The organism is Actinoplanes sp. NPDC049668 (genome assembly GCF_044465445.1).
Lineage (GTDB): Bacteria > Actinomycetota > Actinomycetes > Mycobacteriales > Micromonosporaceae > Actinoplanes.
Genome location: NZ_JBITLR010000007.1, coordinates 234,445 through 255,535, shown reverse-complemented (window position 1 = coordinate 255,535; position 21,091 = coordinate 234,445). Strand labels below are relative to the sequence as shown.

The 21,091-nt window shown below is 73.4% G+C and carries 25 protein-coding genes; 11 read left to right on the top strand and 14 right to left on the bottom strand.

Features of this window, described 5'->3' with window-relative positions; all coding sequences use genetic code 11:
• Window positions 1-711: 711 nt before the first annotated feature.
• Both ACIBSW_RS29330 and ACIBSW_RS29325 read right to left on the bottom strand, forming a co-directional pair.
• On the bottom strand, window positions 712-1,269 hold the full coding sequence (locus tag ACIBSW_RS29330) for a winged helix-turn-helix domain-containing protein (protein WP_354722064.1): 558 nt from the start codon (window positions 1,267-1,269) through the stop codon (window positions 712-714).
• 370 nt (window positions 1,270-1,639) lie between these two features.
• On the bottom strand, window positions 1,640-2,212 hold the full coding sequence (locus ACIBSW_RS29325; protein WP_354722063.1) for a hypothetical protein: 573 nt from the start codon (window positions 2,210-2,212) through the stop codon (window positions 1,640-1,642).
• 260 nt (window positions 2,213-2,472) lie between these two features.
• Here ACIBSW_RS29325 and ACIBSW_RS29320 point away from each other — a divergent pair, with 260 nt between their 5' ends.
• Together ACIBSW_RS29320 and ACIBSW_RS29315 are read left to right on the top strand one after the other, a co-directional pair.
• Entirely contained in the window at window positions 2,473-2,988 is a 516-nt protein-coding gene (locus ACIBSW_RS29320; RefSeq protein WP_354722062.1) for a flavin reductase family protein, read from the top strand.
• Between the two features lie 293 nt (window positions 2,989-3,281).
• Entirely contained in the window at window positions 3,282-3,746 is a 465-nt protein-coding gene (locus ACIBSW_RS29315) for an NAD(P)H-dependent oxidoreductase (RefSeq protein WP_354722061.1), read from the top strand.
• A gap of 9 nt (window positions 3,747-3,755) precedes the next feature.
• Here ACIBSW_RS29315 and ACIBSW_RS29310 read toward each other — a convergent pair whose 3' ends face one another.
• The gene (locus tag ACIBSW_RS29310) at window positions 3,756-3,986 is read right to left on the bottom strand and encodes a hypothetical protein (protein ID WP_354722060.1); all 231 of its coding nucleotides are present in this window, start codon (window positions 3,984-3,986) and stop codon (window positions 3,756-3,758) included.
• Between ACIBSW_RS29310 and ACIBSW_RS29305 the strand changes: the two genes are divergently transcribed.
• The 3 genes from ACIBSW_RS29305 to ACIBSW_RS29295 all read left to right on the top strand — a co-directional run bounded on the left by ACIBSW_RS29305 (window position 3,985) and on the right by ACIBSW_RS29295 (window position 6,020).
• A complete protein-coding gene (locus ACIBSW_RS29305) occupies window positions 3,985-4,299 on the top strand; it encodes a hypothetical protein (protein WP_354722059.1) in 315 nt (104 codons plus the stop codon). The genes ACIBSW_RS29310 and ACIBSW_RS29305 overlap by 2 nt on opposite strands.
• A gap of 70 nt (window positions 4,300-4,369) precedes the next feature.
• Window positions 4,370-5,008: a LysE family translocator gene (locus ACIBSW_RS29300; protein WP_354722058.1), complete on the top strand. Its 639-nt coding sequence runs from the start codon at window positions 4,370-4,372 to the stop codon at window positions 5,006-5,008.
• A gap of 175 nt (window positions 5,009-5,183) precedes the next feature.
• Entirely contained in the window at window positions 5,184-6,020 is an 837-nt protein-coding gene (locus tag ACIBSW_RS29295; protein ID WP_354722057.1) for an alpha/beta fold hydrolase, read from the top strand.
• Here the strand turns inward: ACIBSW_RS29295 and ACIBSW_RS29290 are convergent.
• The 4 genes from ACIBSW_RS29290 to ACIBSW_RS29275 are packed head-to-tail and all read right to left on the bottom strand — an operon-like array spanning window position 6,017 to window position 9,207.
• On the bottom strand, window positions 6,017-6,640 hold the full coding sequence (locus ACIBSW_RS29290) for a response regulator transcription factor (protein ID WP_354722056.1): 624 nt from the start codon (window positions 6,638-6,640) through the stop codon (window positions 6,017-6,019). The two genes, ACIBSW_RS29295 and ACIBSW_RS29290, sit on opposite strands and share 4 nt — an antisense overlap.
• Window positions 6,637-7,815, bottom strand: a complete 1,179-nt coding sequence (locus ACIBSW_RS29285; protein ID WP_354722055.1) for a histidine kinase — start codon at window positions 7,813-7,815, stop codon at window positions 6,637-6,639. Before ACIBSW_RS29285 ends, ACIBSW_RS29290 begins: the two co-directional genes overlap by 4 nt.
• A gap of 10 nt (window positions 7,816-7,825) precedes the next feature.
• Window positions 7,826-8,254, bottom strand: coding sequence for an ABA4-like family protein (locus tag ACIBSW_RS29280; protein ID WP_354722054.1), 429 nt, complete (start codon window positions 8,252-8,254; stop codon window positions 7,826-7,828).
• Window positions 8,251-9,207: a hypothetical protein gene (locus ACIBSW_RS29275; RefSeq protein ID WP_354722053.1), complete on the bottom strand. Its 957-nt coding sequence runs from the start codon at window positions 9,205-9,207 to the stop codon at window positions 8,251-8,253. The genes ACIBSW_RS29280 and ACIBSW_RS29275 overlap by 4 nt, the downstream gene beginning before the upstream one ends.
• Before the next feature lie 130 nt (window positions 9,208-9,337).
• Between ACIBSW_RS29275 and ACIBSW_RS29270 the strand changes: the two genes are divergently transcribed.
• Together ACIBSW_RS29270 and ACIBSW_RS29265 are read left to right on the top strand one after the other, a co-directional pair.
• Window positions 9,338-9,907 (top strand): NTP transferase domain-containing protein, encoded by a 570-nt coding sequence (locus ACIBSW_RS29270; protein ID WP_354722052.1) that lies wholly within the window; start codon window positions 9,338-9,340, stop codon window positions 9,905-9,907.
• On the top strand, window positions 9,900-11,000 hold the full coding sequence (locus ACIBSW_RS29265; protein WP_354722051.1) for an XdhC/CoxI family protein: 1,101 nt from the start codon (window positions 9,900-9,902) through the stop codon (window positions 10,998-11,000). The genes ACIBSW_RS29270 and ACIBSW_RS29265 overlap by 8 nt, the downstream gene beginning before the upstream one ends.
• On the opposite strand, the gene ACIBSW_RS29260 is transcribed toward ACIBSW_RS29265, so the two are convergent.
• Window positions 10,997-11,881, bottom strand: coding sequence for a hypothetical protein (locus tag ACIBSW_RS29260; protein WP_354722050.1), 885 nt, complete (start codon window positions 11,879-11,881; stop codon window positions 10,997-10,999). The two genes, ACIBSW_RS29265 and ACIBSW_RS29260, sit on opposite strands and share 4 nt — an antisense overlap.
• Window positions 11,882-12,004: 123 nt before the next feature.
• On the opposite strand from ACIBSW_RS29260, the gene ACIBSW_RS29255 reads away from it, so the two are divergent.
• Window positions 12,005-13,048, top strand: a complete 1,044-nt coding sequence (locus ACIBSW_RS29255; RefSeq protein ID WP_354722084.1) for a MoxR family ATPase — start codon at window positions 12,005-12,007, stop codon at window positions 13,046-13,048.
• 1 nt (window position 13,049) lies between these two features.
• Entirely contained in the window at window positions 13,050-14,846 is a 1,797-nt protein-coding gene (locus tag ACIBSW_RS29250; protein WP_354722049.1) for a DUF2201 family putative metallopeptidase, read from the top strand.
• Here the strand turns inward: ACIBSW_RS29250 and ACIBSW_RS29245 are convergent.
• Window positions 14,839-15,513 (bottom strand): HAD family hydrolase, encoded by a 675-nt coding sequence (locus tag ACIBSW_RS29245; RefSeq protein ID WP_354722048.1) that lies wholly within the window; start codon window positions 15,511-15,513, stop codon window positions 14,839-14,841. The genes ACIBSW_RS29250 and ACIBSW_RS29245 overlap by 8 nt on opposite strands.
• Window positions 15,514-15,562: 49 nt before the next feature.
• Between ACIBSW_RS29245 and ACIBSW_RS29240 the strand changes: the two genes are divergently transcribed.
• Window positions 15,563-16,435, top strand: coding sequence for a pyridoxal-phosphate dependent enzyme (locus ACIBSW_RS29240; protein WP_354722047.1), 873 nt, complete (start codon window positions 15,563-15,565; stop codon window positions 16,433-16,435).
• Here the strand turns inward: ACIBSW_RS29240 and ACIBSW_RS29235 are convergent.
• From ACIBSW_RS29235 to ACIBSW_RS29225, 3 genes are read right to left on the bottom strand one after another with little or no spacing between them, the layout of a single operon-like run.
• The gene (locus ACIBSW_RS29235; protein WP_354722046.1) at window positions 16,432-17,370 is read right to left on the bottom strand and encodes a sugar kinase; all 939 of its coding nucleotides are present in this window, start codon (window positions 17,368-17,370) and stop codon (window positions 16,432-16,434) included. The two genes, ACIBSW_RS29240 and ACIBSW_RS29235, sit on opposite strands and share 4 nt — an antisense overlap.
• Window positions 17,367-17,996: a bifunctional 4-hydroxy-2-oxoglutarate aldolase/2-dehydro-3-deoxy-phosphogluconate aldolase gene (locus tag ACIBSW_RS29230; protein ID WP_354722045.1), complete on the bottom strand. Its 630-nt coding sequence runs from the start codon at window positions 17,994-17,996 to the stop codon at window positions 17,367-17,369. The genes ACIBSW_RS29235 and ACIBSW_RS29230 overlap by 4 nt, the downstream gene beginning before the upstream one ends.
• A gap of 55 nt (window positions 17,997-18,051) precedes the next feature.
• Complete coding sequence (locus ACIBSW_RS29225; protein WP_354722044.1) at window positions 18,052-18,624, bottom strand: hypothetical protein; 573 nt, start codon at window positions 18,622-18,624, stop codon at window positions 18,052-18,054.
• Between the two features lie 106 nt (window positions 18,625-18,730).
• Here ACIBSW_RS29225 and ACIBSW_RS29220 point away from each other — a divergent pair, with 106 nt between their 5' ends.
• Window positions 18,731-19,639, top strand: coding sequence for an NADP-dependent oxidoreductase (locus ACIBSW_RS29220; RefSeq protein ID WP_354722043.1), 909 nt, complete (start codon window positions 18,731-18,733; stop codon window positions 19,637-19,639).
• Window positions 19,640-19,649: 10 nt separating this feature from the next.
• Here the strand turns inward: ACIBSW_RS29220 and ACIBSW_RS29215 are convergent, their stop codons facing one another.
• On the bottom strand, window positions 19,650-20,486 hold the full coding sequence (locus tag ACIBSW_RS29215; protein ID WP_354722042.1) for a hypothetical protein: 837 nt from the start codon (window positions 20,484-20,486) through the stop codon (window positions 19,650-19,652).
• A gap of 2 nt (window positions 20,487-20,488) precedes the next feature.
• Window positions 20,489-20,839, bottom strand: coding sequence for an S-adenosylmethionine decarboxylase (locus ACIBSW_RS29210; protein WP_354722041.1), 351 nt, complete (start codon window positions 20,837-20,839; stop codon window positions 20,489-20,491).
• Window positions 20,840-21,091 lie beyond the last annotated feature (252 nt).

Genomic DNA, 21,091 nt, shown 5'->3' with positions numbered 1-21,091 from the left:
CCCGCAAGCATCGGCGGTCACGATGCCCACGCCAGCGGGACCAGGCACCCCGCAAGCATCGGCGGTCACGATGCCCACGCCAGCGGGACCAGGCACCGCTCAAACGTCGGCGATGGTCATGCCTGCGCTGTCGGAGGGGCACAGCGCAGGGACCAGCAATCACCAAGTCCGCAACGTCGGACCAGGCACCGCACAACCGCCGACGATCACCGTGCCGACGTCACCAGAGCAGGCACCGCACAAGCGCCAGAGATCACCAAGCCACACCGTCGGGCGCAGGCACCGCTCAAGCATCGGCGGTCACGATGCCCACGCCAGCAGGAGCAGGCACCGCACAAACGTCGGCGATGGTCATGCATGCGCTGTCGGAGAGGCACAGCGCAGGGACCAGCAATCACCAAGCCCACAACGTCGGACCAGGCACCGCACAAGCACCGGTGATCACCATGGCCACGCCACCCACCGGAAGGGACGCCGCTCAGACATCGGCGATTGCGTGCCAGCGCTGCCGGCGAGGGCGATTCGCAGGGATCAGCGATCACCAAGGCCACACCCCTCGGGAAAGGCACCGCACAAACGCCGGCGATCACGAGGCTCACGCCACCGGAGCGGGCACCGCATAGCCGACGGTGGCCCCCAAGCCCACATCGCGGCGAAGGACCGGTCAAGCGTCGGCGATCACGATGCCCGCGCCACCAGGGAGGACTCCGCTCAAACGTCGGCGACCGTGATGCCCGCGTCGTCGGCGAGGCGGTAGCCCACCCCGTAGACGGTGGTCACGATGTCCGGGTTGCCGAGCTTGGTGCGCAGCCGGCTCACGTGCACGTCGACGGTGCGGACCGTCGTGTGCAGGTGGCCCCAGACGTGGCCGAGCAGCTGGCTGCGGCTGAACACCTGACGCGGGTGCGTCGCGAGGAAGAACAACAGTTCGTATTCGAGGCGGCTGAGTTCCAGCGGGCGACCGTCGAGGGTCACCGCGCGGGGCTTCGGGTCGAGGTGCAGGCCGTCGGTGCCGCCCAGCGCGGCGGGAACGGCGGTGGCCGGGGTGAGATCGACGTTCGCGTCCGGGCCGGCCGCCACGACGAGATCGCGCAGCGCCGCCAGGACGCGCTCGCTCTCCTCGGAGCCCGGTGCGCCGAGCGTGATCGTGACGGTGACCGACGATTCGGGGGGCGCGACGCTGCGCAGCCGGGCGCGGGACCGGCCCGGGCCGCGGCGGACGGACGCGAGGCGGGTGGTGGTGGGCTCGGCGACGGCGAGAACGGACATGGTTTCCCCTCCGGAGGGTGTGGCCGCCAACCGGGTCTCGATCGGCGACTGAACAATACTTTTCCCATGTATGGGATAGGTTTATAGACGCATTTCTGCGTCGGTAGATCAGTCATTCGGGGGCTGCGGTCAGGACACGCGGGTCACCGATGGATCAGCAGGCACAACACCGGGCGCTCGCGCATCGGAGGAGATCGATGGCGAGGCGGGACGTGAGTCGTACGTCGCGCAACTGCATGTCCCCCATTCTTCACGACCGAGCCGTTCCGGTCAAAACAAATCCATGATGCGGGAGCATTTTCCCCGAAAAACACAACAACGGCGCACCCCCACCAGGAAAAGGTGACGACGCGCACAAATGAACAATGGTTCAGGCGACCGCCAGGATCGCCGCGCCGCCCGGAAAAGGGAAAGCCCGGACGGCCTCAAGCTTGCGGTCCACGATGGCCCCCGCCGACCTCGAACCGCCCGGCGAGCCCAGAGCGCCCAGAGCGCCCAGCACGCTCGGCACACCCAGCACGCCCAGTACGTTCCACGCGCTCGACGCAACCAGCGCGCTAAGTGCGCTCGACGCAACCGGCGCGCTCAGTGCACCAAGCACGTCCGGCATGACCGGCGAGCCCGTTGCGCTCGATACAGCCGGCGCACCCAGTGCGCCCGCGCTCGACGCAGCCGGCGCGCCCAGTGCGCCCGCGCTCGACGCAGCCGGCGCGCCCAGTGCGCCCGCGCTCGACGCAGCCTGCGCGCTCAGTGCACACATAACGCCCGGCGATCCCGACAGGCCCGGCGCACCAGACACAGCCGGGGCGCTCATCGCGTCCGTTGCATTCGACGGAGCCGGCGCGTTCGGCGCGCCGAGTGTGCTCGGCGCGGCGGCGGAACAGTCGCGGCCCGCGAGGCCGACCGGGACCCGCGTGCTGGCGGCGGTGGCGGACGTGGACATGACACAGACTCTCGCCCAACGAAGCCTTCATGTCAACCGAACCCCATAGGTTTACTAGGATATGGGATCGACGTTGACACTCGCCCAGCGAGGGAGGCACGGTAAGCGCCATGCCCACCCCCGCCGCGGACGCCCCGGCCCTACCGAAACGAACCTTGTCCCAATTGGTGGACCGGAAAGCGCCCCTGGCTGCGCAAGCCGATGATCGACACCAGCCGGAGCTCCGCCACCGCTCACCCGCCTCGGCCTAGGGGATCATCATGACCGTCATCCCGCTGCACCAGGATCGCGCCGTGGACGCCGACCTGTTCCGTGCGCTGCTGCGCCGCCACGCCGCCGCCGTCGTCGTGATCACCGCTCCCGGGGCGCCGCCCGCCGGGTTCACCGCCACCTCCTTCACCTCGGTGTCGCTCGATCCGCCGCTGGTCTCGTTCTGCCTGGCGAAGTCGGCCTCGGCGTGGCCGGCGGTGCAATCCGCGAGCACCATCGCCGTGCACGTGCTGACCCAGGAGCAGGAGCACGTCGCGCGGACGTTCGCCACCCGCGGCATCGATCGCTTCGCCGCACACGGCGCCTGGCGTCCCGGACCCGGCGGCGTTCCGCTGCTGGACGGGGTGCTCGCCAGGATCGTGTGCAAGGTGACCCAGCACGTCGAGGCCGGCGACCACACGATCGTGCTGGCCACCCCGGAGCTGGGCGAACACCACGCGGACGCGACCGTCACGCCGCTCGTCTACCACGACGGCACCTACGCCCACCTGCGCCGATCGGCATGACCGCCGCTCCGCCGACCCAGACCTCCCCCAACCTCGACCTCGCCAGGCCAGGCCAGGCCACGCCACGCAGCCCAAACCGAGCCAGCCCACGTCAGGCCAGGCCAAACCAGGCCAGCCCACAACCCCGAGCCAGCCCCAACTCCAACTCCAGCCGCTGTCCTCGCTGAGTGACTCGCGCTGGGATTGATCGACGTCCTGTCAGGACATCCCGGGAGAGCTGCCATTTCGGCGTCTCCCTCTACCGAATTCGGAGAGACCATGTTCAACCCTGTTAACGAATCGTCGAGGACGGCATGAGCGGGATCGTCGTCGTATCCGGGAATCCGCGTCCGGGGTCGCGGACCTCGACGCTCGCCGTCGCCGTCGGCACCGCGCTCGGCGGGGCCGCATCGGTCATCGAGGTCGGCGCGCTGGGCACCGGCCTGTTGACGCCGGGCGACCCGGACACGGCCGCCGCGGTGACCTCCATCCGGGAGGCGGACGTGCTGGTGGTGGCGACACCCACCTACAAGGGCAGCTACACCGGCGTGCTCAAGGTGCTGTTCGACCAGTTGCCCGCCAACGCCCTCGCCGGCAAGCGTTCCGTCCCTGTGGTCACCGCCGGGGTCGCGCCACAGGCAGCGGCCGCGGCGGCGCTGCTCGCGCAACTGCTGGGCGAGCTGGGCGCCGACGTCGCGCCTGCCCTGCCGGTGGTCGAGGCCGAGCTGCCGGAGTCGCAGGCGATCGCGGAGAAGTACGCGGCGGCCCACGGCCGGTGACCTTCGCCGTCACATCGCCGGAAGCGCCGACGGCGGCGCATCCGATTGAGCCGCTGCCAGCACGACCAGCGACGCAGCTGAATGAACCGCTGCCAGCACGACCAACGGCGGCGTATCTGGATTGGCCGCTGCCGGCGTTGCCGGGTCGTCGGCTTCCTGGAGGCCGACGACCCCGGATACCTTTGGCCCGCGACGAGGTTGAGCTGCTCGCTGGTGGCGGCTTGCCACGATGGTCGGCATGGAGATCTTCGTAACGGCCGCGCTGGTCCTGCTCCTGGCGGGCCTGGTCATGCTCGGAATGGCATCGGCGTCGCACTCGCGCCGGGAGCAGTTGCGGACGGCGAGCCGTCTCGCCGCGATCGAAACCAAGCTGGACGCGGTGGTCGCGCATCTCGGCATCACCGTCCGGGAGCGGGAGCTGCCGGAGGTCCTCCGCCTGATCCGGGAGGGCAAGCGGATCGAGGCGGTCCGCGCCTACCGCAACGAGACCGGATCGAGCCTGCTCGAGGCGAAGAACGCGGTCGACGCGATTGCGACCCGCCTCGGTCACTGATCTGACCCGGCAGACCACGGTCCCGGTTTTGGCTCTGTCCCCGCGCCCGCCCGGCGTCGAGGGTTGGCGTGTGATCACTCTCGCCTCACTGCTCGGCGTCACCGCCGTCGCGCTCGGCATGGTGCTGACGCCGGGCCCGAACATGATGTACCTCGTCTCGCGCAGCATCACCCAGGGACGACGGGCGGGCGTCGTCTCGCTGGGCGGCGTCGCAATCGGCTTCCTGGTCTACCTGACGGCCGCGAACCTCGGCCTCTCGGTGATCTTCGTCCACGTCCCGGAGGCGTATCAGGCGCTCAAGCTCGCGGGCGCCGCCTACCTGGGCTGGCTGGCCTTCAAGACGCTGCGGCCGGGCGGCACCTCGGTGTTCGCGCCGGGCGAGCTGCCGGTCGACTCGTCGCGCCGGCTGTTCACGATGGGGCTGCTCACCAACCTGCTCAACCCCAAGGCCGCGATCATGTACCTGTCGCTGATACCGCAGTTCGTGCGCCCGGACGACGGGCATGTGCTGGCACAGGGTTTCCTCCTGGGCGGCGTGCAGATCCTGGTGAGCCTGACGGTCAACCTGTTGATCGTGTCGGCGGCGGGGACGATCGCGGTATTCCTCGCGCGGCGGCCGGGCTGGCTGCGGATGCAGCGCCTCGTGATGGGTACGGTGCTGGGCGCGCTCGCGATCCGCCTGGCCACCGAACGCGCCCGGCCCGCCTAGCTCCCCGCAGCACGACGCCGGGCGATGGAACCACTGCGGTCCGTGACTCATGCAAACCCGCCGGAACGGCCGACAGGGTGCGCCGGAACGCGATAGCCTGTAACGAGCAAGGCCGGGAATCCGCCGCCACGGGTTCCCGGTCTTTCTCTTGCGCCCCTCTTGGCAGAATGTGCCGATGGAACCTCGAGTGCACCCGGTACCCTCCTGCGACGGCCTGACCCTGACGGTCGAGGAGTACGGCGCTCCCGGCGGGTCCGCCTCCGTGGTCTTCCTGCCCGCGCTGGGCGTCCCGGTGGCCTACTACCGGCCGCTGTTCGAGAACTGGGTCGCCCGGGGCCGCCACGTCGTCGGCGTCGAGCTGCGCGGCATGCCCCGCAGCCCCGTCTCCGACCTGCGCCGCGACTCGTTCGGCTACGCGCAGCTGCTCCGCGAGGACCTGCCCGCGATCTTCACGGATCCCGCGGTCGCCGCCGCGGACCGGGTCGTGCTGGTGGGTCACAGCCTGGGCGGTCAGCTCGCGCTGCTGTCGGGCGCCGCCGGCACGGTACGCGCGGACGCGGTCGTCGCGCTCGCCACCGGTACGAGCTCACCCGCCGCGCACCGCGGCACGCTGGCCCGGGCCCGCCGCGCCGCCGGGGTCCGCTTCGTCGGCGCCGTCACCTGCTCGCTGGGCTACTGGCCGGGGCACCGCCTGGGCTTCGGCGGCCGCCAGCCGCGCACGCTGATGAACGACTGGGGCTACGAGGCCCGGACCGGGCGGTACCGGCTCCGCGGCGACCGCACGGACTACGAGGCCGCGCTGGGCAGCCTCGCCGTCCCGGCCCTGCTCGTCGAGATCGACGGCGACCGGATGATTCCGCGGGCGGCCGTCGACCACCTCGCGGGGCGGCTGCCGGCGCACGTGGGCCGGGCGACGATCGAGGCGGTGCCGGATCACTTCCTGTGGGCCCGCCGCACGCCGGAGAAGGTGGTCGCCGGCGTCGAGGATTGGCTGGTGGCGCAGGGGCTTTAGCGGCGGGCGAGCAGCGCCAGCCGTACCCGGTTGGGGCTGCCGGTCTTCGTCATCAGGCTGGTGATGTGGGTCTTGACCGTGGTCACTCCGATGTGGAGGGCGTCGGCGATCTCGGTGTTGGACAGGCCCTCGGCAACCAGCTCCAGGACGTCCTGTTCCCGGGCGGTGAGCCCGGACACCGGCGCCGGCGGCTCGACCCGGGCCGCCACCGCGCGCCGCACCAGCCGCTGCAGCACCTCCTGGCTGAACGGGCTGTCGCCGGACGCCGCCCGGCGGATCCCGTCGAGCAGCTCGGTCGGCGGCGCGTCCTTGAGCAGGAAGCCGCACGCGCCGGCGGTCAGCGCCGGGTAAAGGTGGTCGTCGTCGCCGAACGTGGTCAGCACGAGGACCCGGGCGCCGGGGCGTTCGGCGAGGATGCGGCCGGTCGCGGTGATGCCGTCGACGCCGGGCATCCGCAGGTCCATGACGATGACATCCGGCGCGAGGCGGGCGGCCAGCGCGACGGCGTCGCGGCCGTTGCCGGCCTCGCCGACGACGGTCAGGTCCGTTTCGGCGTCGCAGAGCATCCGCAGCCCGGCGCGGATCAGCGGCTGGTCGTCGACGAGCAGGATCCGGATCACGCCGGCCCCGGTGAAGACAGCGGCGGCAGGACGGTCTCGACGCGCCAGCCGCCGGCCACGGGTCCGGCGGTGAGGCGGCCGCCGAGCACCTCGACGCGCTCCCGCATGCCGGTCAGGCCGTGGCCGCCGCCGGACGGCAGGCCGGGCGACACCCCGCCGCCGTCGTCCGACACCGACCAGATCAGGTCGCCGTCGACCAGCGTCGCGCGCAGCCGCGCCCGGGCCGTCGTTCCCGCGTGTTTCGCCACGTTGGTCAGTGCCTCCTGGGTGAGCCTGAGCACCGCGAGCCCGCGTACGGAATCCAGGGTGCCGACCTCCGGCGCGAGCGCGACGTCCACCGTCAGACCGGCCCGGCGTGCCGTCTCCACCGCCGCGGCCAGCGCCTCCGGCAGGGCGCCGGGCTCGATCGCGGTGAGCGCCGCGTCCGTGCGTACCGAAGGATCCCGCAGCACCGCGACCAGCCGGCGCAGGTCCGCCAGGGCCGCGGTGCCGGTGCCGTGCACGTCGTCGAAGACCTCGGCGACCCGGGGGTCGACGTCCGGCAGGACGTGCCGGGCGACGCCGATGCGCAGCACCATCGAGGCCACGTGGTGCGCGACGACGTCGTGCAGCTCGCGGGCGATCGCGGCGCGTTCGTCGGCGCGGGCCGCCCGGCTCTCCGACTCGCGCCGGCGCTGCTCCTCAAGCGCGCGTTCCTGTGCCTGGACGCCGAGCTCGCGGGTGGTCCGGACGACCAGCCCGAGCAGCACCGGCACGCCGACGACGATGAAGAGGCCGAAGATCGGCGCGGAGATCGGCGAGGGTCCCCGACCGAGGGTGAAGACCAGGTAGACCGCCGCGACCAGGCCGGCGCCGGACCACAGGATCCGGGGGCGGGGCGCCCACATCGCGAGTTCGAGGAGCGCCCAGCTGGCGCCCACCTGGTTGATCATCGTGTCGTCGATGAGGCGGAAGGCGAGCACCAGCAGCACGGTCTGCGCGACCAGGTTGAGCACCCGCCGGCGGTGCAGGACCAGCGCGCACCCGAACGCGATGACGGCGAGGATCCACTGCGCCGTGGTCGGCTCGCGGCCCGCGTGGGTGCCGAAGAGCAGGTAGCTGATGCCGCTGAGGTCGAGCAGCACCATCCGCACGAACGTGTCGCGCGCGTCGAAGAGCCGGCCTACCCATCCCACGCCGCCCACCCTAAGACCTCTCGGTCACCGGGTAGCGGGTCCGGATCAGCAGGTAGGACAGCAGGCCGAGCGGACCGAGCAGGATCGTGAGCAGCAGCACCGGCGACATGATCAGCGCCGGGACGCCGCGGTCCCGGCTGTCCAGCCAGGACCACCGGCCGGCGAAGAGGTCGAACGCGATCATGTGCGCCCAGGCCGCCGCCGCGCCGTCCGCGGTGCCGAGCAGGTCGCGCAGGCCGTCGAGGGTCGGCGACACCACGGCCGGGAGCACCTCGCCGAGCGCCGGGATCACCAGCAGGGCGTAGATCACCAGGCCGGGGAGCACGATCAGCGGCGACTCGACGATCCGCCGGGTCCACGACCAGCCCGGCAGCAGGATCATCAGCGCCCAGAACGGCGCCGCGAGCGTGAACGCCAGCCCGAACAGCGCCCCGGTCACGCCGAGCCGACCTTCTCGGCGCGGTTCGCCGCTGCCGCGGGCCCGGTGTCCGGGCGGCGGCGCCGGGCCAGCACCGCGACGGTCGCCGCGGCGACCGAGACGGCCAGCGCCGCCCAGGCGGTGAGGGTGAGCGCGTCCGGCCGCAGAAGCGGCTGACCGCGCAGCGCCTGCCAGGTCAGGAGCACGATCAGGATCCCGTACGCGCACCCGCCGACCAGCAGCAGCCGGGTCCGGGTGAGCTGGTCGAGCCGGGTGCCGAGCAGCAGGGCGAGCAGCGGCAGCGCCTGCAGCGCGTGCAGCCCGACGAAGTGGCCGATCCGCAGGTCCCCGCCGGTCGTGCTCCAGCCGACCAGCGGCAGGCCGGGGCCGCCGTCGGCCACCCCGACGCTGTGCGCGCCGGAGACGTCGTCGTAGCTGGGCGGCGCCTGGCCGGGCGGTGCCTGGCCGGGCATGACCATCGGGATCGCGGCCAGCATGCCGACCAGCGAGAGCCCGAGTCCCCAGCGGACGGCGTGCGCCGACACCCGGTCGGCGAGCCGCGCCCGGAGAATCACGAAGCCGAGCACGAAGTGCGCCAGGAACAGGATCAGGATCGAGGTGCCCATGACCTGGAACAGGGCCGAGTTCAGCGGCGTGCTGTTGTTGTAGTGGCTGGTCTGGCCGCGCAGCACCTGGGTGACGATCACGACGATCTCGGCGACCGAGGTCGCCAGGATCACGGTTGCCGCGATCTCGGCGACCCGGCTGCGGCGTGGCAGCAGGGAGAGCATCCAGGCGAGGGTTGCGGCGTACGCGACGAAGGACACCGCGAACTTGAACGGCTTGAGCCAGATCGGGGCGCCGGTGAGCACCCGGGGGTCGGTGAAGACGCCGATCCCGGCGATCACGGCGAGGACGGCCATCGCGGCGGTGAAGACCATCAGCGGGCGGTGCCAGCGCAGCACGTTTGTCATGCCCCGATGCTCGCGGCGCCGGCTGCGCGTTTCGCCCGTCCCGGGGCCGGTCCGGCGGCCTGCGGTCGGAGCCCGCCTCCTCCCTGCGTAGGAGGTGCCCGGTGGTCCGGATAGGACGTACGCTCCCGGCATGGAGATCGCCGGTCTGGTGCTGGCGGCCGGCGCCGGCCGGCGGTACGGCATGCCGAAAGCGCTGGTGGCGCACCGCGGCGTGCTGCTCGTACGCCACGCCGCCGCCGTCCTGAGCGATGCCGCGGTCACGCCGGCCCTCGTCGTCGTCGGCGCGCAGGCGGCGCGGGTCCGCGCGGCCGCGCCCGAATTGGCCTACGTCGCCAATCCGGACTGGGCGACGGGGATGGCCTCGTCGCTGCGCGCCGGCCTGGCGGCGCTGGCCGCCACGACGGCCGGCGCGGCGGTGGTCCTGCTGGTCGACATGCCCGGCGTCACCCCCGCGGCGGTACGCGCGGTGACCGCCGGCGCCGGGCCGGATTCGCTGGTCATGGGCGGGTACGACGGGCGCCGCTCGCATCCGGTGGTGCTCGGGCGCGACCACTGGGCCGGAGTCGCCGCGAGCGCGACCGGCGACCACGGCGCCCGCGACTACCTGCGCCGGCACTCGGCGCGGGTGCGGGTCGTGCCGGTCGGCCACCTCGCCGACGACGCCGACCTCGACGTACCGGCGGCGGCGCATCATGCGTGACGTCCTCGACGAGCTGCTGCGCGCCTGGCGCGCGGGCGAGGCCGCCGGCCTCGCCACGGTGACGGCGACCTGGTCCAGCGCGCCCCGGCAGCCGGGCGCGGCCATGCTCGTCGGCGCCGACGGCACGGCGACCGGCAGCGTCTCCGGCGGCTGCGTCGAGGGCGCGGTCTACGAGCTGTGCCGCGAGGTCGCCGCCGCGGGGGTGCCGCGGACGACCCGGTTCGGCATCACCGACGACGACGCGTTCGAGGTCGGCCTGCCCTGCGGCGGCACGATCGAGCTGTTCGTCGAGCGGGCGGGCTTCGCCGAGCTGCCGCTGCTCGCGGGCGAGGTCGCCGCCGGCCGGCCGGTGGCGCTGCTGACCTGTGTGGACGGCCCACCGGAGCGGGTCGGCCGGCACCTGGTCATCACTCCGGACGGCCGGCACGGTTCGCTCGGCGGCGACCGGATCGACGACGCGGCGACCGACGACGGCCGAGGGCTGCTCGCCGCCGGCCGCACCGGCCTGCTGCACTACGGCCCGGACGGCCAGCGGCGCGGCGCCGGGCTCGGCGTGCTGGTCACGTCGTTCGCGCCGGCGGCACGGATGCTCGTCTTCGGCGCCACCGACCACGCCGCCGCGGTCGCCCGGATCGGCGCGTTCCTCGGCTACCGGGTGACCGTCTGCGACGCCCGGCCGGTCTTCGCCACCGCGCGGCGCTTTCCGGAGGCGGACGAGGTCGTCGTCGACTGGCCGCACCGCTACCTCGCCGCCGAGTCCGGCGCCGGGCGCCTCGACGGCCGGACGGTGGTGTGCGTGCTGACCCACGATCCGAAGTTCGACGTACCGGTGCTGGAGGTCGCCCTGACGCTGCCGCTCGCGTACGTGGGCGCGATGGGTTCCCGGCGCACGCACGACGACCGGCTCAAGCGGCTGCGGGAGACCGCCCTGACCGCCGGCCAGATCGCCCGGCTCTCCTCGCCGATCGGCCTCGACCTGGGCGCGCGCACGCCCGAGGAGACCGCGGTCAGCATCGCCGCGGAGATCGTCGCGGCGCGCTGGAGCGGCACCGGTCACCGCCTGTCCGGCACCTCCGGTCCGATACACACCTAAGCCGCGTTGAGCTGGCTGACCAGGGATCGCAGCCACGGCTGCGCCAGGGCCGGCTCGCCGTCGACGGCCCGGGCGAGGGCGCGGCGGCCGTCACCGCTGCGCCCGTAGGAGACCACGGCGACCGCCTCCGCGAGTGCCTGCCGGGTCAGCTCATCGCGGCGCGGGCCGTCCGCGTCGGCGAGCCAGTCGCCCGGCCGGAACGATCTGGTGAGCTTCGTCTGGTGGTCGCCGAAGTAGGACCACACCCCGGGATCGAGGGACACGTTCAGGACCGCGCGCGCGGGCAGCCGGCGGGTCCAGGGCTCGTGCTGCTGCCACCGCCACGTCTTGGGGCTCGTCGGGCGGCGGATCGTGACGCCCACGAAACGCAGCTTCTTCCTGATCACCTCCCACGGCTCGCGGGACTCGACGATCCACTCGTCCAGCAGCGTGAACAGTTCGGAGAAGGTTCCGCCCTCGTCCACCACGTCGACGAACACGGCCGGGCGGGCACGCCGGGCCAGGGCGTACGGCGTGATGCCGAGGCCGGCCAGGAGTCGGCGGGCGGCCGCCCGCTCCTCGGCCGAGAGCGGCGCCCGCCGCCACTTCGTGCGGCGCACCCGTATGACGCGGCGCTGAAAAGAGAACGGCGCGCGGCCGACCCGGTTCGGCGCGGGCAGGTCCGCCAGGGCGCCGCCGAGGAGGTCGAACATCGAGTCCAGCGACCGGCCGACGAAGAACAGGTCGCCGTTGCCGCTGCGGGCCAGGACCTTGCCGGCGCACCGCACCAGGTCCGGCATGAACCACAGGCTGGGCTCGGCGGCGCCGTCGAGCATCGAGCCGAGCTCGTCCGGGCGGACCAGTTCCCGGCGGAACGGCTGGCCGTCGACCGGATCACTCATACCGCGAGTGTGACCACCGTCGTGGCGGCCGACCAGCGAATTCAGGCCACGAGCTGATCGTTAATGGGGTGCGGTCGGGCGCGGCGGCGGCGGACAATCACCGGCGTGCATTCGGCCGTCACGGTGACCCCCGCCCAGCTGCCCGGCCTGCTGCTTCACGTGGCGGTCGTGCGGCCGGTCTTCGTGTGGGGCGCGCCGGGGATCGGCAAGAGCTCGCTGGTGCGCGACTTCGCCGCGTCGCTGGGGCTGGACTGCGTCACGCTGGTCGGCACCCAGCTCGCCGCCGAGGACCTGATCGGCGTGCCCGAGCTGCGCGACGGCCGCAGCCGCTTCGCGCCGCCGGAGTCGATCGCCCGGGACGAGCCGTACTGCCTGTTCCTGGACGAGCTCAACTCGTCGAGCCCCGAGGTGCAGAAGGCGTTCTACTCGCTGATCCTGGACCGCCGGATCGGCGGCTACGAGCTGCCGGCCGGTTCGATCGTGATCGGCGCCGGCAACCGGTCCAGCGACAACGCGCTCGCCCGCCCGATGGCGTCCGCACTGGTCAACCGGCTGATCCACGTCCACCTGCGCGCGTCGCACGGCGACTGGCTGAACTGGGCGCTCGGCGCCGGCATCCACCCGTGGATCCTCTCCTACCTGGACGAACGCCCGGACCACCTCTGGGCCGCCCCGCCGAAGACGGAGGAGGTCTTCTCCACGCCGCGCAGCTGGCACATGCTCTCCGACGCCCTCCACTCGTTCGGCGCCGATCCGGACGAGGAGGCGGTGCGGCTGCTCGCCGCGGGCACGCTGAGCCCGGTGCACGCCGCGGCGTTTTGCGGCTACCTGAAGATCGTCCGGCACCGGTACGGCCTCGAGGCGATCCTGCGCGGCGACGCCGGCTGGCCCAAGGCCCCCGACGACCGCGACCTGCTGTACTTCCTCGCCGAGACGTTCCGGGTCCGGCTGGTCAAGGACCTGCCGGCCGAGAAGGAGAAGGCGCCGCCCGCGGTGCGCCGCTTCGCGCACCGGGCCAAGGCCCTGCTCGTCGAGCTCTCCGAGATCTCGCTGGAGTGCGGCCGGCTCGTCATCGCCGCCGACCCGGACGGCGCGCCCGTGCTGCCGGCCTGGTTCCTGGTCGAGGTCAGCCGCGACCTGCCCCGCCTGGTCGCCGGGCGGGCCTAGGATGGCCCGCCGCAAGCCGGCGCCGGAGCTGGACCCGAACGCGCTCGCGTTCGCCTCCGCCTGGAACGGTCTGCGATTCCACCCGATGTTCCGCCCGCTCACCGAGGGCTCGTGGCCGCGCCCGAGCGCCGGCGCGACACTGGCCGACGGCTCCGGGATCGGCTACGCGCGGGTCGCGACCGACGGCACGATCCTGGCCGGCCGGGCGCACCGGCTCGATGCCGACGAGTGGACCTGGGTACTCGCGCACTGCCTGCTGCACCTCGGCTTCGGTCACCTGGACCCGCGGCACGGCGACGACCCGGTGTTCCAGGACGTGGCGTGCCTGGTGGTCACCCGGTTCCAGCGCGCGGTGAAGCTCGGCCGGGAGCCGCAGCCGTTCCCCGCGGAGCTGCCGAACGGTGACGAGGACGTCCTGTCACGACTGTGGCGCCGCGACGGGGTGCCCGCCGGGCTCGCCGGCTGCGGTGCGGGACGGCCCGACCTGCTCACCCAGGCGACCACGTACCCGCCGGGTCGCGAGCCGCGGTGGCCCGAGCGGTTCGCCCTGGGGCTCTCGGCCGCCGCGGCCGCCGCCGTCGACGTCGCCGGCGGCGCGCGCTCGTCGCTGACCGGCGCGGCCGAGCCCCGCCAGGTCTGGGATCGGGCGCTGAGCTGGTTCGTCGGCTCGTACCCGCTGCTCGGCGCGCTGGCCGCGCGTTTCACGCTGGTCGCCGACGCCGACCTGGCCCGGGGCTGGGACATCTCGGTCGCGGCGGTCTCGGCCGAGGCCGGCGAGATCTACGTCAACCCGCTGCGGCAGCTGAGCGAGGCGCAGTGGCGGTTCGTGCTGGCGCACGAGATGCTGCACGCCGCCCTGCGGCACGGCGACCGGGTCGGGCCGCGCGAGCCGTACCTGTGGAACGTCGCCTGCGACTACGTGGTCGACGGCTGGCTCGTCGAGATGGGCGTCGGCGAGATGCCCGAGGGTCTGCTCTACGACCCGCGACTGGCGGGCGCGTCGGCCGAGGACGTCTACGACCGCATCGCCGGGGACCTGCGCCGGCTGCGCAAGCTCGCCACGCTGCGGGGCCGGGGCCTCGGCGACATGCTGGGCGAGCCGCTGCCCTGGACCGGTTCGCGCTCCGGCGGCGTCGACCTGGACGACTACTACCGGCGCGCGCTGCTGACCGGGTACGCGTACCACCAGCGCGACGGGCGCGGCCTGCTGCCCGGCGGGCTGGTCGAGGAGATCCGGGTGCTGGAGCAGCCGCCGCCGCCCTGGGACGTGCGGCTGGCGCGCTGGTTCGACGAGCACGTGCCCGCGCCCGAACGGCGGCGCGGCTACGCGCGGCCGTCGCGCCGCCAGGCCACCACCCCGGACATCCCGCGCCCGGGCTGGCACCTGCCCGAGGAGGCGGTACGGCGCAGCACGTTCGGGGTCGTGCTCGACACCTCCGGCTCGATGAGTGCCGAGACGGTCGGCAAGGCGCTGGGCGCGATCGCGTCCTACGCGACGGCCCGGGACGTGCCCGCGGCCCGGGTGGTGTTCTGCGACGCGGTGGCCTACGACGCCGGCTACCTGCGGGTCGACGACATCGCCGGACGGGTACGGGTGCGCGGGCGCGGCGGCACCGTGCTGCAGCCGGGCATCGACCTGCTGGAGCGGGCGGCGGACTTCCCGCCGGCCGGGCCGATCCTGGTGATCACCGACGGTGACTGCGACGTGCTGCGGATCCGCCGGGCGCACGCGTTCCTGATGCCGCGCGGCGCCCGCCTGCCGTTCACCGCGCGCGGCCCGGTCTTCCACCTCAGCTGAGCAGGCCACCCAGCTCGGCGAGGGACGCGATGCGGTGTGCCTCGCCGGGCGGGCCGTGGCCGAGGCGGTCCAGGTGCGCCGCGCGCAGGCCGGCCGCGCGGGCGCCGAGCACGTCGAGGGCGTGGTTGTCGCCGACGCTGAGCACCTCGCCGGGCGCGAGACCCCAGCGCGCGCAGGCCCGGCGGAACGCGTCCGGGTTCGGCTTGGCGACGCCGAGGTCGTCGACCGTGTAGATCGGACCCACCCGGCCGCCCAGCCCGGTCGCCTCGAGCTTCCGGCGCTGCTGGTCGCGGGCGCCGTTGGTCAGCACGGCGGTGCCGAGCCCGGCGGCCGCGATCGCCGCCAGGGCGCCGGCCACGTCGTCGTAGGCGCGCCATGCGCGCTCGTAGTGGGTCAGGTAGCCGGCGAAGACCTCGTCCAGCTCCGCGTCGCTGCCGCCCGTACCCAGAAAGTCGCGGAGCCGGCGGCGACGCTGCTCGGCGTAGCTGATCCGACCTGCCCGCCACTGCGCGAGGTGGGCCTCCTGCACCTCGCTCCACCGCGCGACGGCCTCGTCCGTCGGCGCCAGCCCGAGCGACGGCAGCCAGGCCCGCAGGCCGGCCGCGGCCGCGCTCTCGTGATCGACCAGCGTGCCGTCGAGGTCGAGCAGCACACCGCGCAATTTCACGGACAAGATCCTATGACCACCACCCCGGTGCCGCCCTAAACTCGGCGGCGTGGATGTGACGCCGATCTCACTGGGCACCTGGCCGACGCCGCTCGAGCCGGCGCCGCGGCTCGCCACGGCCCTGGCGCTGGACGAGCTCTGGATCAAGAGGGACGACCTGACCGGCCTCGGCGGCGGCGGCAACAAGGTGCGCAAGCTGCAGTACACCTGCGCGCAGGCGCTCAAGGCGGGCGCGACGACGCTGGTCACCACGGGTGCGGCGCAGTCGAACCACGCCCGGCTCACGGCCGCCGCGGCGGCCCGGCTCGGCCTGCGGTGCGTACTCGTGCTGGGCGGGCATCCGCCGGCGGCGGCCCGCGGCAACCTGATCCTGGATCACCTGGCCGGCGCCAGGATCGTGTGGGCGGGCGACGCGCCGGTCGCGGAGGCGGTCGCCGCGCAGGAGGGCTTCGTGATCCCGTTCGGCGGCACCTCGGCGTTCTCGGCGCTGGGCTACGTCGACTGCGCCCGCGAGCTGACCGTGCAGCTGCCCGACCTCGGCACGGTGGTGGTCGCGGTCGGCTCGGGCGGCACGATGGCCGGGCTGGTCGCGGTGCTCGGGCCGGGCCGGGTGTTCGGTGTGGACACCGGCGCGCTGCCCGACGCCCGGGCCGCGGTCGCGGGCCTGCTCGACGGCATGGGCGTGCCGGTCCGGGCCGAGGAGCTGCAGATCGACGGCACGCACGTCGGCGCCGGCTACGCGACGCTGACCGATCCGGTACGCGGCGCGCTCGAACTCGCCGCGCGCACCGAGGGCCTGTTCCTCGACCCGACCTACACGGGCCGGGCCATGGCGGGGCTGCGCGCGAACCCGCCGGACGGCAAGGTCGTGTTCCTGCACACCGGCGGCCTGCCGGGGCTGTTCGGCCACCCTGAAATCTAGCGGGACACGTTGTCGGTCGCCGAGAGCAGCGACTCCAGGTCCGCCCGGGTGGGCAGGCCCTCGCAGTCGCCCGGGACCGTCACCGCGAACGCACCGGCGGCGATGGCCGTCGCCAGCCGCGCGGCCGGGCCGGCGCCGGCGAGCCGGTCCGCGAGATAGCCCGCGACGAACGCGTCGCCCGCGCCGACCGGGTCGACCACCGTCACCTCCAGGGCTTTCACCGCGTGGCGCTCCCCCGCGATCAGCGCCGCGCAGCCCCGCGCCCCGTCCTTGATCACTGCCTCGTCCGGCCCCAGCTCCGCCAGGCGCTCGGCCGGCGATCCGCCCGACCCGAGCACCAGTTCGGCCTCGTCGGGGCCGGCGAAGACCACCTGCGCGCGGCTGACGAGGTCCCGCAGCACCGGCGCGGCGTCGTAGCTGGACCACAGCTTGCTCCGGTAGTTGACGTCCACCGACACCGTCACGCCGGCCGCCCGGGCGGCCTCGACCGCGTGGAAGACCGTCGCGCGGGCCGTGCCGCTCAGCGCCGGGGTGATGCCCGTGACGTGCAGGATGCCGGCCGACTGCACAGCGCCGGCCGGCACGTCCGCCGGGACGAGACGCGAGCCGGCGCTGCCGGCCCGGTGGTAGTCGACGTGCAGCAGGCCGCCCGTCCGGCGGTGCTTGACCATCAGGCCGGTGAACGAGGCGTCGCGGATCACCGTCGCGTGCACGCCCTCGCCCCGCAGCCGGCGCTCGATCAGGTCCCCGGTCGCGTCGCGGCCGACCCGGCCGATCCAGGTGGCGCCGCCGCCGAGGCGGGCCACGCCGATCGCCACGTTGCTCTCCGCGCCGCCGATGCCGAAGGCGAAGCCGCGGGCGAACTCGAGCGAGCCGATACCGTCCGCCGCGACCAGGCCCATCGTCTCGCCGAGGGTGACCAGGCCGCCGCTCATGAGCGGGCGAACGCGACCGCGGCGGCGGCGTGCCGCGCGCGGGCCGCGAGGCGCTTCAGGTCGCCGCCCGTCGCGGCGTCGCCGATCAGCGGGCCGCCCAGGCCGACCGCCGCGGCTCCGGCGGTGAGCCAGTCCGCGATGTCGGTGATCTCGATGCCGCCGGTCGGCATGATGCGCACCCCGGGCAGCGGTCCGTGCAGGTCCTTCAGGTAGCGGGGGCCGAGGCTCGCCGCCGGGAAGAGCTTGACCAGCGGCGCGCCGGCGCGGCTGGCGTTGAAGACCTCGGTGGGGGTGAACGCGCCCGGATAGACCGGCACCTCGAAGCCGTCGAGCGCCGGGACGTGCACGGGCGAGACGAGGAACGCCGCGCCCGCGTCCACGCTGGCCTTGGCGTCGTCGAGGGTGAGCACCGTGCCCGCGCCGACCGCCACGCCGGCCGGCAGCTGGCGGCGCAGGCCCGCGATGGCCTCGAAGGAGCCGCGGGACGTGAGGGTCACCTCCAGCGCCGTGATGCCCGCCTCGACGAGCACGTCGCCGATCGCCGCGAAGGCGTCGGCGGTCGGCGCCCGCAGCACGGCGACGACGCCGCTGCGGATGATCGCATCAGTGACCGAGATATCCGACATGGGCGCCTCCCGAGGTGTCCGCCGACGCCCTTCAGTGTCCACTAAGGCGACGAGATCATCCAGAGACGCGGGACTCCTCGGCCGCGGCGGGGGTCCGCCGGATGTACGAGCCCAGGCCGCGCCTCGGCGGCACCACCAGCGGCGCCGGCGGGGTCGCCTTGATCTCCAGCTCCTCGCGGACCGCGGCCTCGAACTCCTGCATCACCAGCGGCACGTGGCCCAGCATCTCGCGCACCGACTTGCCCGGGTCGACGCCCGGCGGCGGCGTGGGCCGCGAGGCGTACAGGCCCTCGATCAGCAGGTGTACCGCGAGCGCGGCGCTGCGCACCTGGCCGGAGGCGAGCAGGCGGACCTGCATGAGCGCGGGCCCGACGGCGTCGAGATACGCGAACGGACCCGGCGGCGGCCGGTCCCCGTCGTACGCGGCGCGCAGCCGGTAGGTGGCCCGCTCGAACTCGGTCATCAGCGCGATGTACGCCTCCTTGCGCTCGGCGTACCACCGTTTGGTCCGTTTGGCACGGCTGCGAGCGTAGCTGTCGCGGGCCGACACCAGCAGGGTCACACCCGCCCCGAACAGGGCAGACACGGCTGCGACGAGGGGAAGCCCCCACCACGGGATCTCAGACACCCGCCAACGGTAGCGATGCCCGCCCCGGCGGGAGCGGCGGAGGGTCAGATCGTGACCTGGGCGCGGCACTTGACCTCAACCCGGCTTCAGCTTGCAGAGTCGCCGCATGAGAGCAGCGGTATTCGACAGTTACGGCCCGCCCGAGGTGCTGCGCATCGCCGACCTCCCCGATCCGGAGCCGGGCCCGGGTCAGGTCCGGATCCGGGTACGGGCGGCCGGCGTGCAACCCTTCGACGTCGCCGTACGCCAGGGGTGGATCAAACGGGGACCGGAGCACTTCCCGCACCAGGTCGGCCAGGAGTATTCGGGGGTGGTCGAACTGCTCGGCGAGGGGGTCACGGGCCTGGCGCCCGGCGACCCGGTGCTCGGCTCGACCATGATGGCCGGCCAGGCGACCCACGTGGTCGTGCCCGCCGCCGACGTGGTGGCCAAGCCGCCGGAGCTGGACTTCCCGACCGCGGCGGCGCTGGTGGCGGCCGCGCAGACCGCCTCCGGCGCGCTGCGCGAGCTCGGGGTCGCGGCCGGCGACACGCTGCTGGTACACGCGGCGGCGGGCTCGGTCGGCACGATCGCGGTGCAGCTCGCCCGGCTGGCCGGCGCCACGGTGATCGGCACGGCCAGCCCGGCCAACCACGACCACCTGCGCCGGCTGGGTGCGCTCCCGGTCGCGTACGGGGACGGGGTGGTCGCGGCGGTCCGGGCGGTCGCGGATGGACCGGTGACGGTGGCGCTGGACGCCGCCGGTCGCGGCGCCATCGCCGCGTCGGTGGAGCTCGGCGTCCCCCGCGACCGCATCGGCACGATCGTCGACGACAAGGCGGCCGCCGAGTTCGGCACCATGGTGGTGCGGGCGGGCCGCTCGCCGGCCCGGCTCGCGGAGGTCGTCGCGCTCGCGGCGCGCGGCGTGCTCACCATGCCGGTACGGGCGTACCCGCTGACCGAGGCCGCCGAGGCGCACCGGGTCGTCGAGGCCGGCCACGGCCGCGGAAAGGTGGTGCTGATCGTGGAGCCGTAGGACGGGCGGCTCAGTCGTCGAGGACGAGGATGTGCTCGTCGACGTCCGCGCCCGTACCGATGCGGGTGGAGACCTGGGACGCGATCCGGCGGGTCAGCAGCTTGCGCAGGCCGGAGCGGCGCAGCGCCGACCACGTCGGCCGCGCCGCCCGGCGCATCCGGACCGCCTGCTCACGGACCGCGGGCTCGATGAGCGGAAAGTCCATGTAGACCGCGCGGTTCTCCGGCGAACCCAGGTAGGCGAACGGCCCCGAGTCGGCGAGGGTGCGCATCGGCGCGCCGATCATCGAGATGTTGCGGTACGCGCCGCGGTCGAGCATCGACACCGCGTGCCGCACGGCGCGGCGGCGGCCGATCACCACAAAGGTGCGGTAGAGCATCGAGCTGACCAGCAGCGACGACCGTCCACCCCGGTAGCGCGGCAGCACCGCGAGGGTCGCGCAGTCCCAGACCCGCTCGCCGTTCATGCCGTGCGCGGCCAGGATGGTGCCGACGTCGACGCCGATGTGCCGCGGCGCGTCGTCGATGGTCTTCACCCCGGCGCCGGCGCCCTCGATCATGCGAGCCACGCCCGCCGGGACCCCACGGCGCCGGTCGATCACCACGAAGAACAGGCTGTTCGCCTCGTACGGGCCGTACTCGGCGGCCATCACCGTGGCGTCGTTGCCGAACGTCTCCTCGAAGACCTGGAGTTCCAGGGCGCGCCCGACGCGGGCGAGCTCGGAGCCGGGGCCGACGACCGCCGTCACGAAACGGCCGGTGCCGGCCGGGTACGCGGCCAGGAACTCCGCGGTGATGCGCTGCATCCCGGCGGCGTCGAGGTCGTAGCGGACGGTCGTCGTGGTCACGCTCAGAACTCCTTCGAGACGATCTCGGTGGTCTTGAAGTAGTCCTTGGTGAAGTCGAGGACGACCTGCGGGTCGAACGCCTTGCAGGTGTAGATGTCCACGCTGAAGAACGAGATCGGGCGCTCCCACGAGTAGAAGTGCGCGCCGGAGGTCTCCCAGTGGATCCAGCCGGCCCAGCCGTACAGCTCGCTGACGTGGGTCACCGGTTCGATGATCGTGACCATGTCGGTCACGTCCGAGAGCTTCTTCAGGTAGTCCTTGATGTGCTCGTCGGTGATCACGAAGGTCGGGTAGCCCTCGACGACCAGGCGCTGACGGGTGATGGTCGGGGCGAGGTCCTTGAAGTCCAGCATTTCGTGCCTTTCGGGGTGCAGGCGACCGGGGGCGGTCGGGGGCGGCGGCGCGCTGAAGGTTGGCTTGCCGCAGGCGCGTAAAGATCACCGCGCGGAGGCGATGCCATACCACTTCGGCAGCCGGCGGCGGCGCATGAGAAATCGGACCTTCACCCCGGCGGGTACGTGACTGGGATCACTGGAACCGGCAACTCGGCACATTCCCGACTAGTTCGATTCATCCTGAGTTGGCCAAATCCAGTGTTTTCGCGG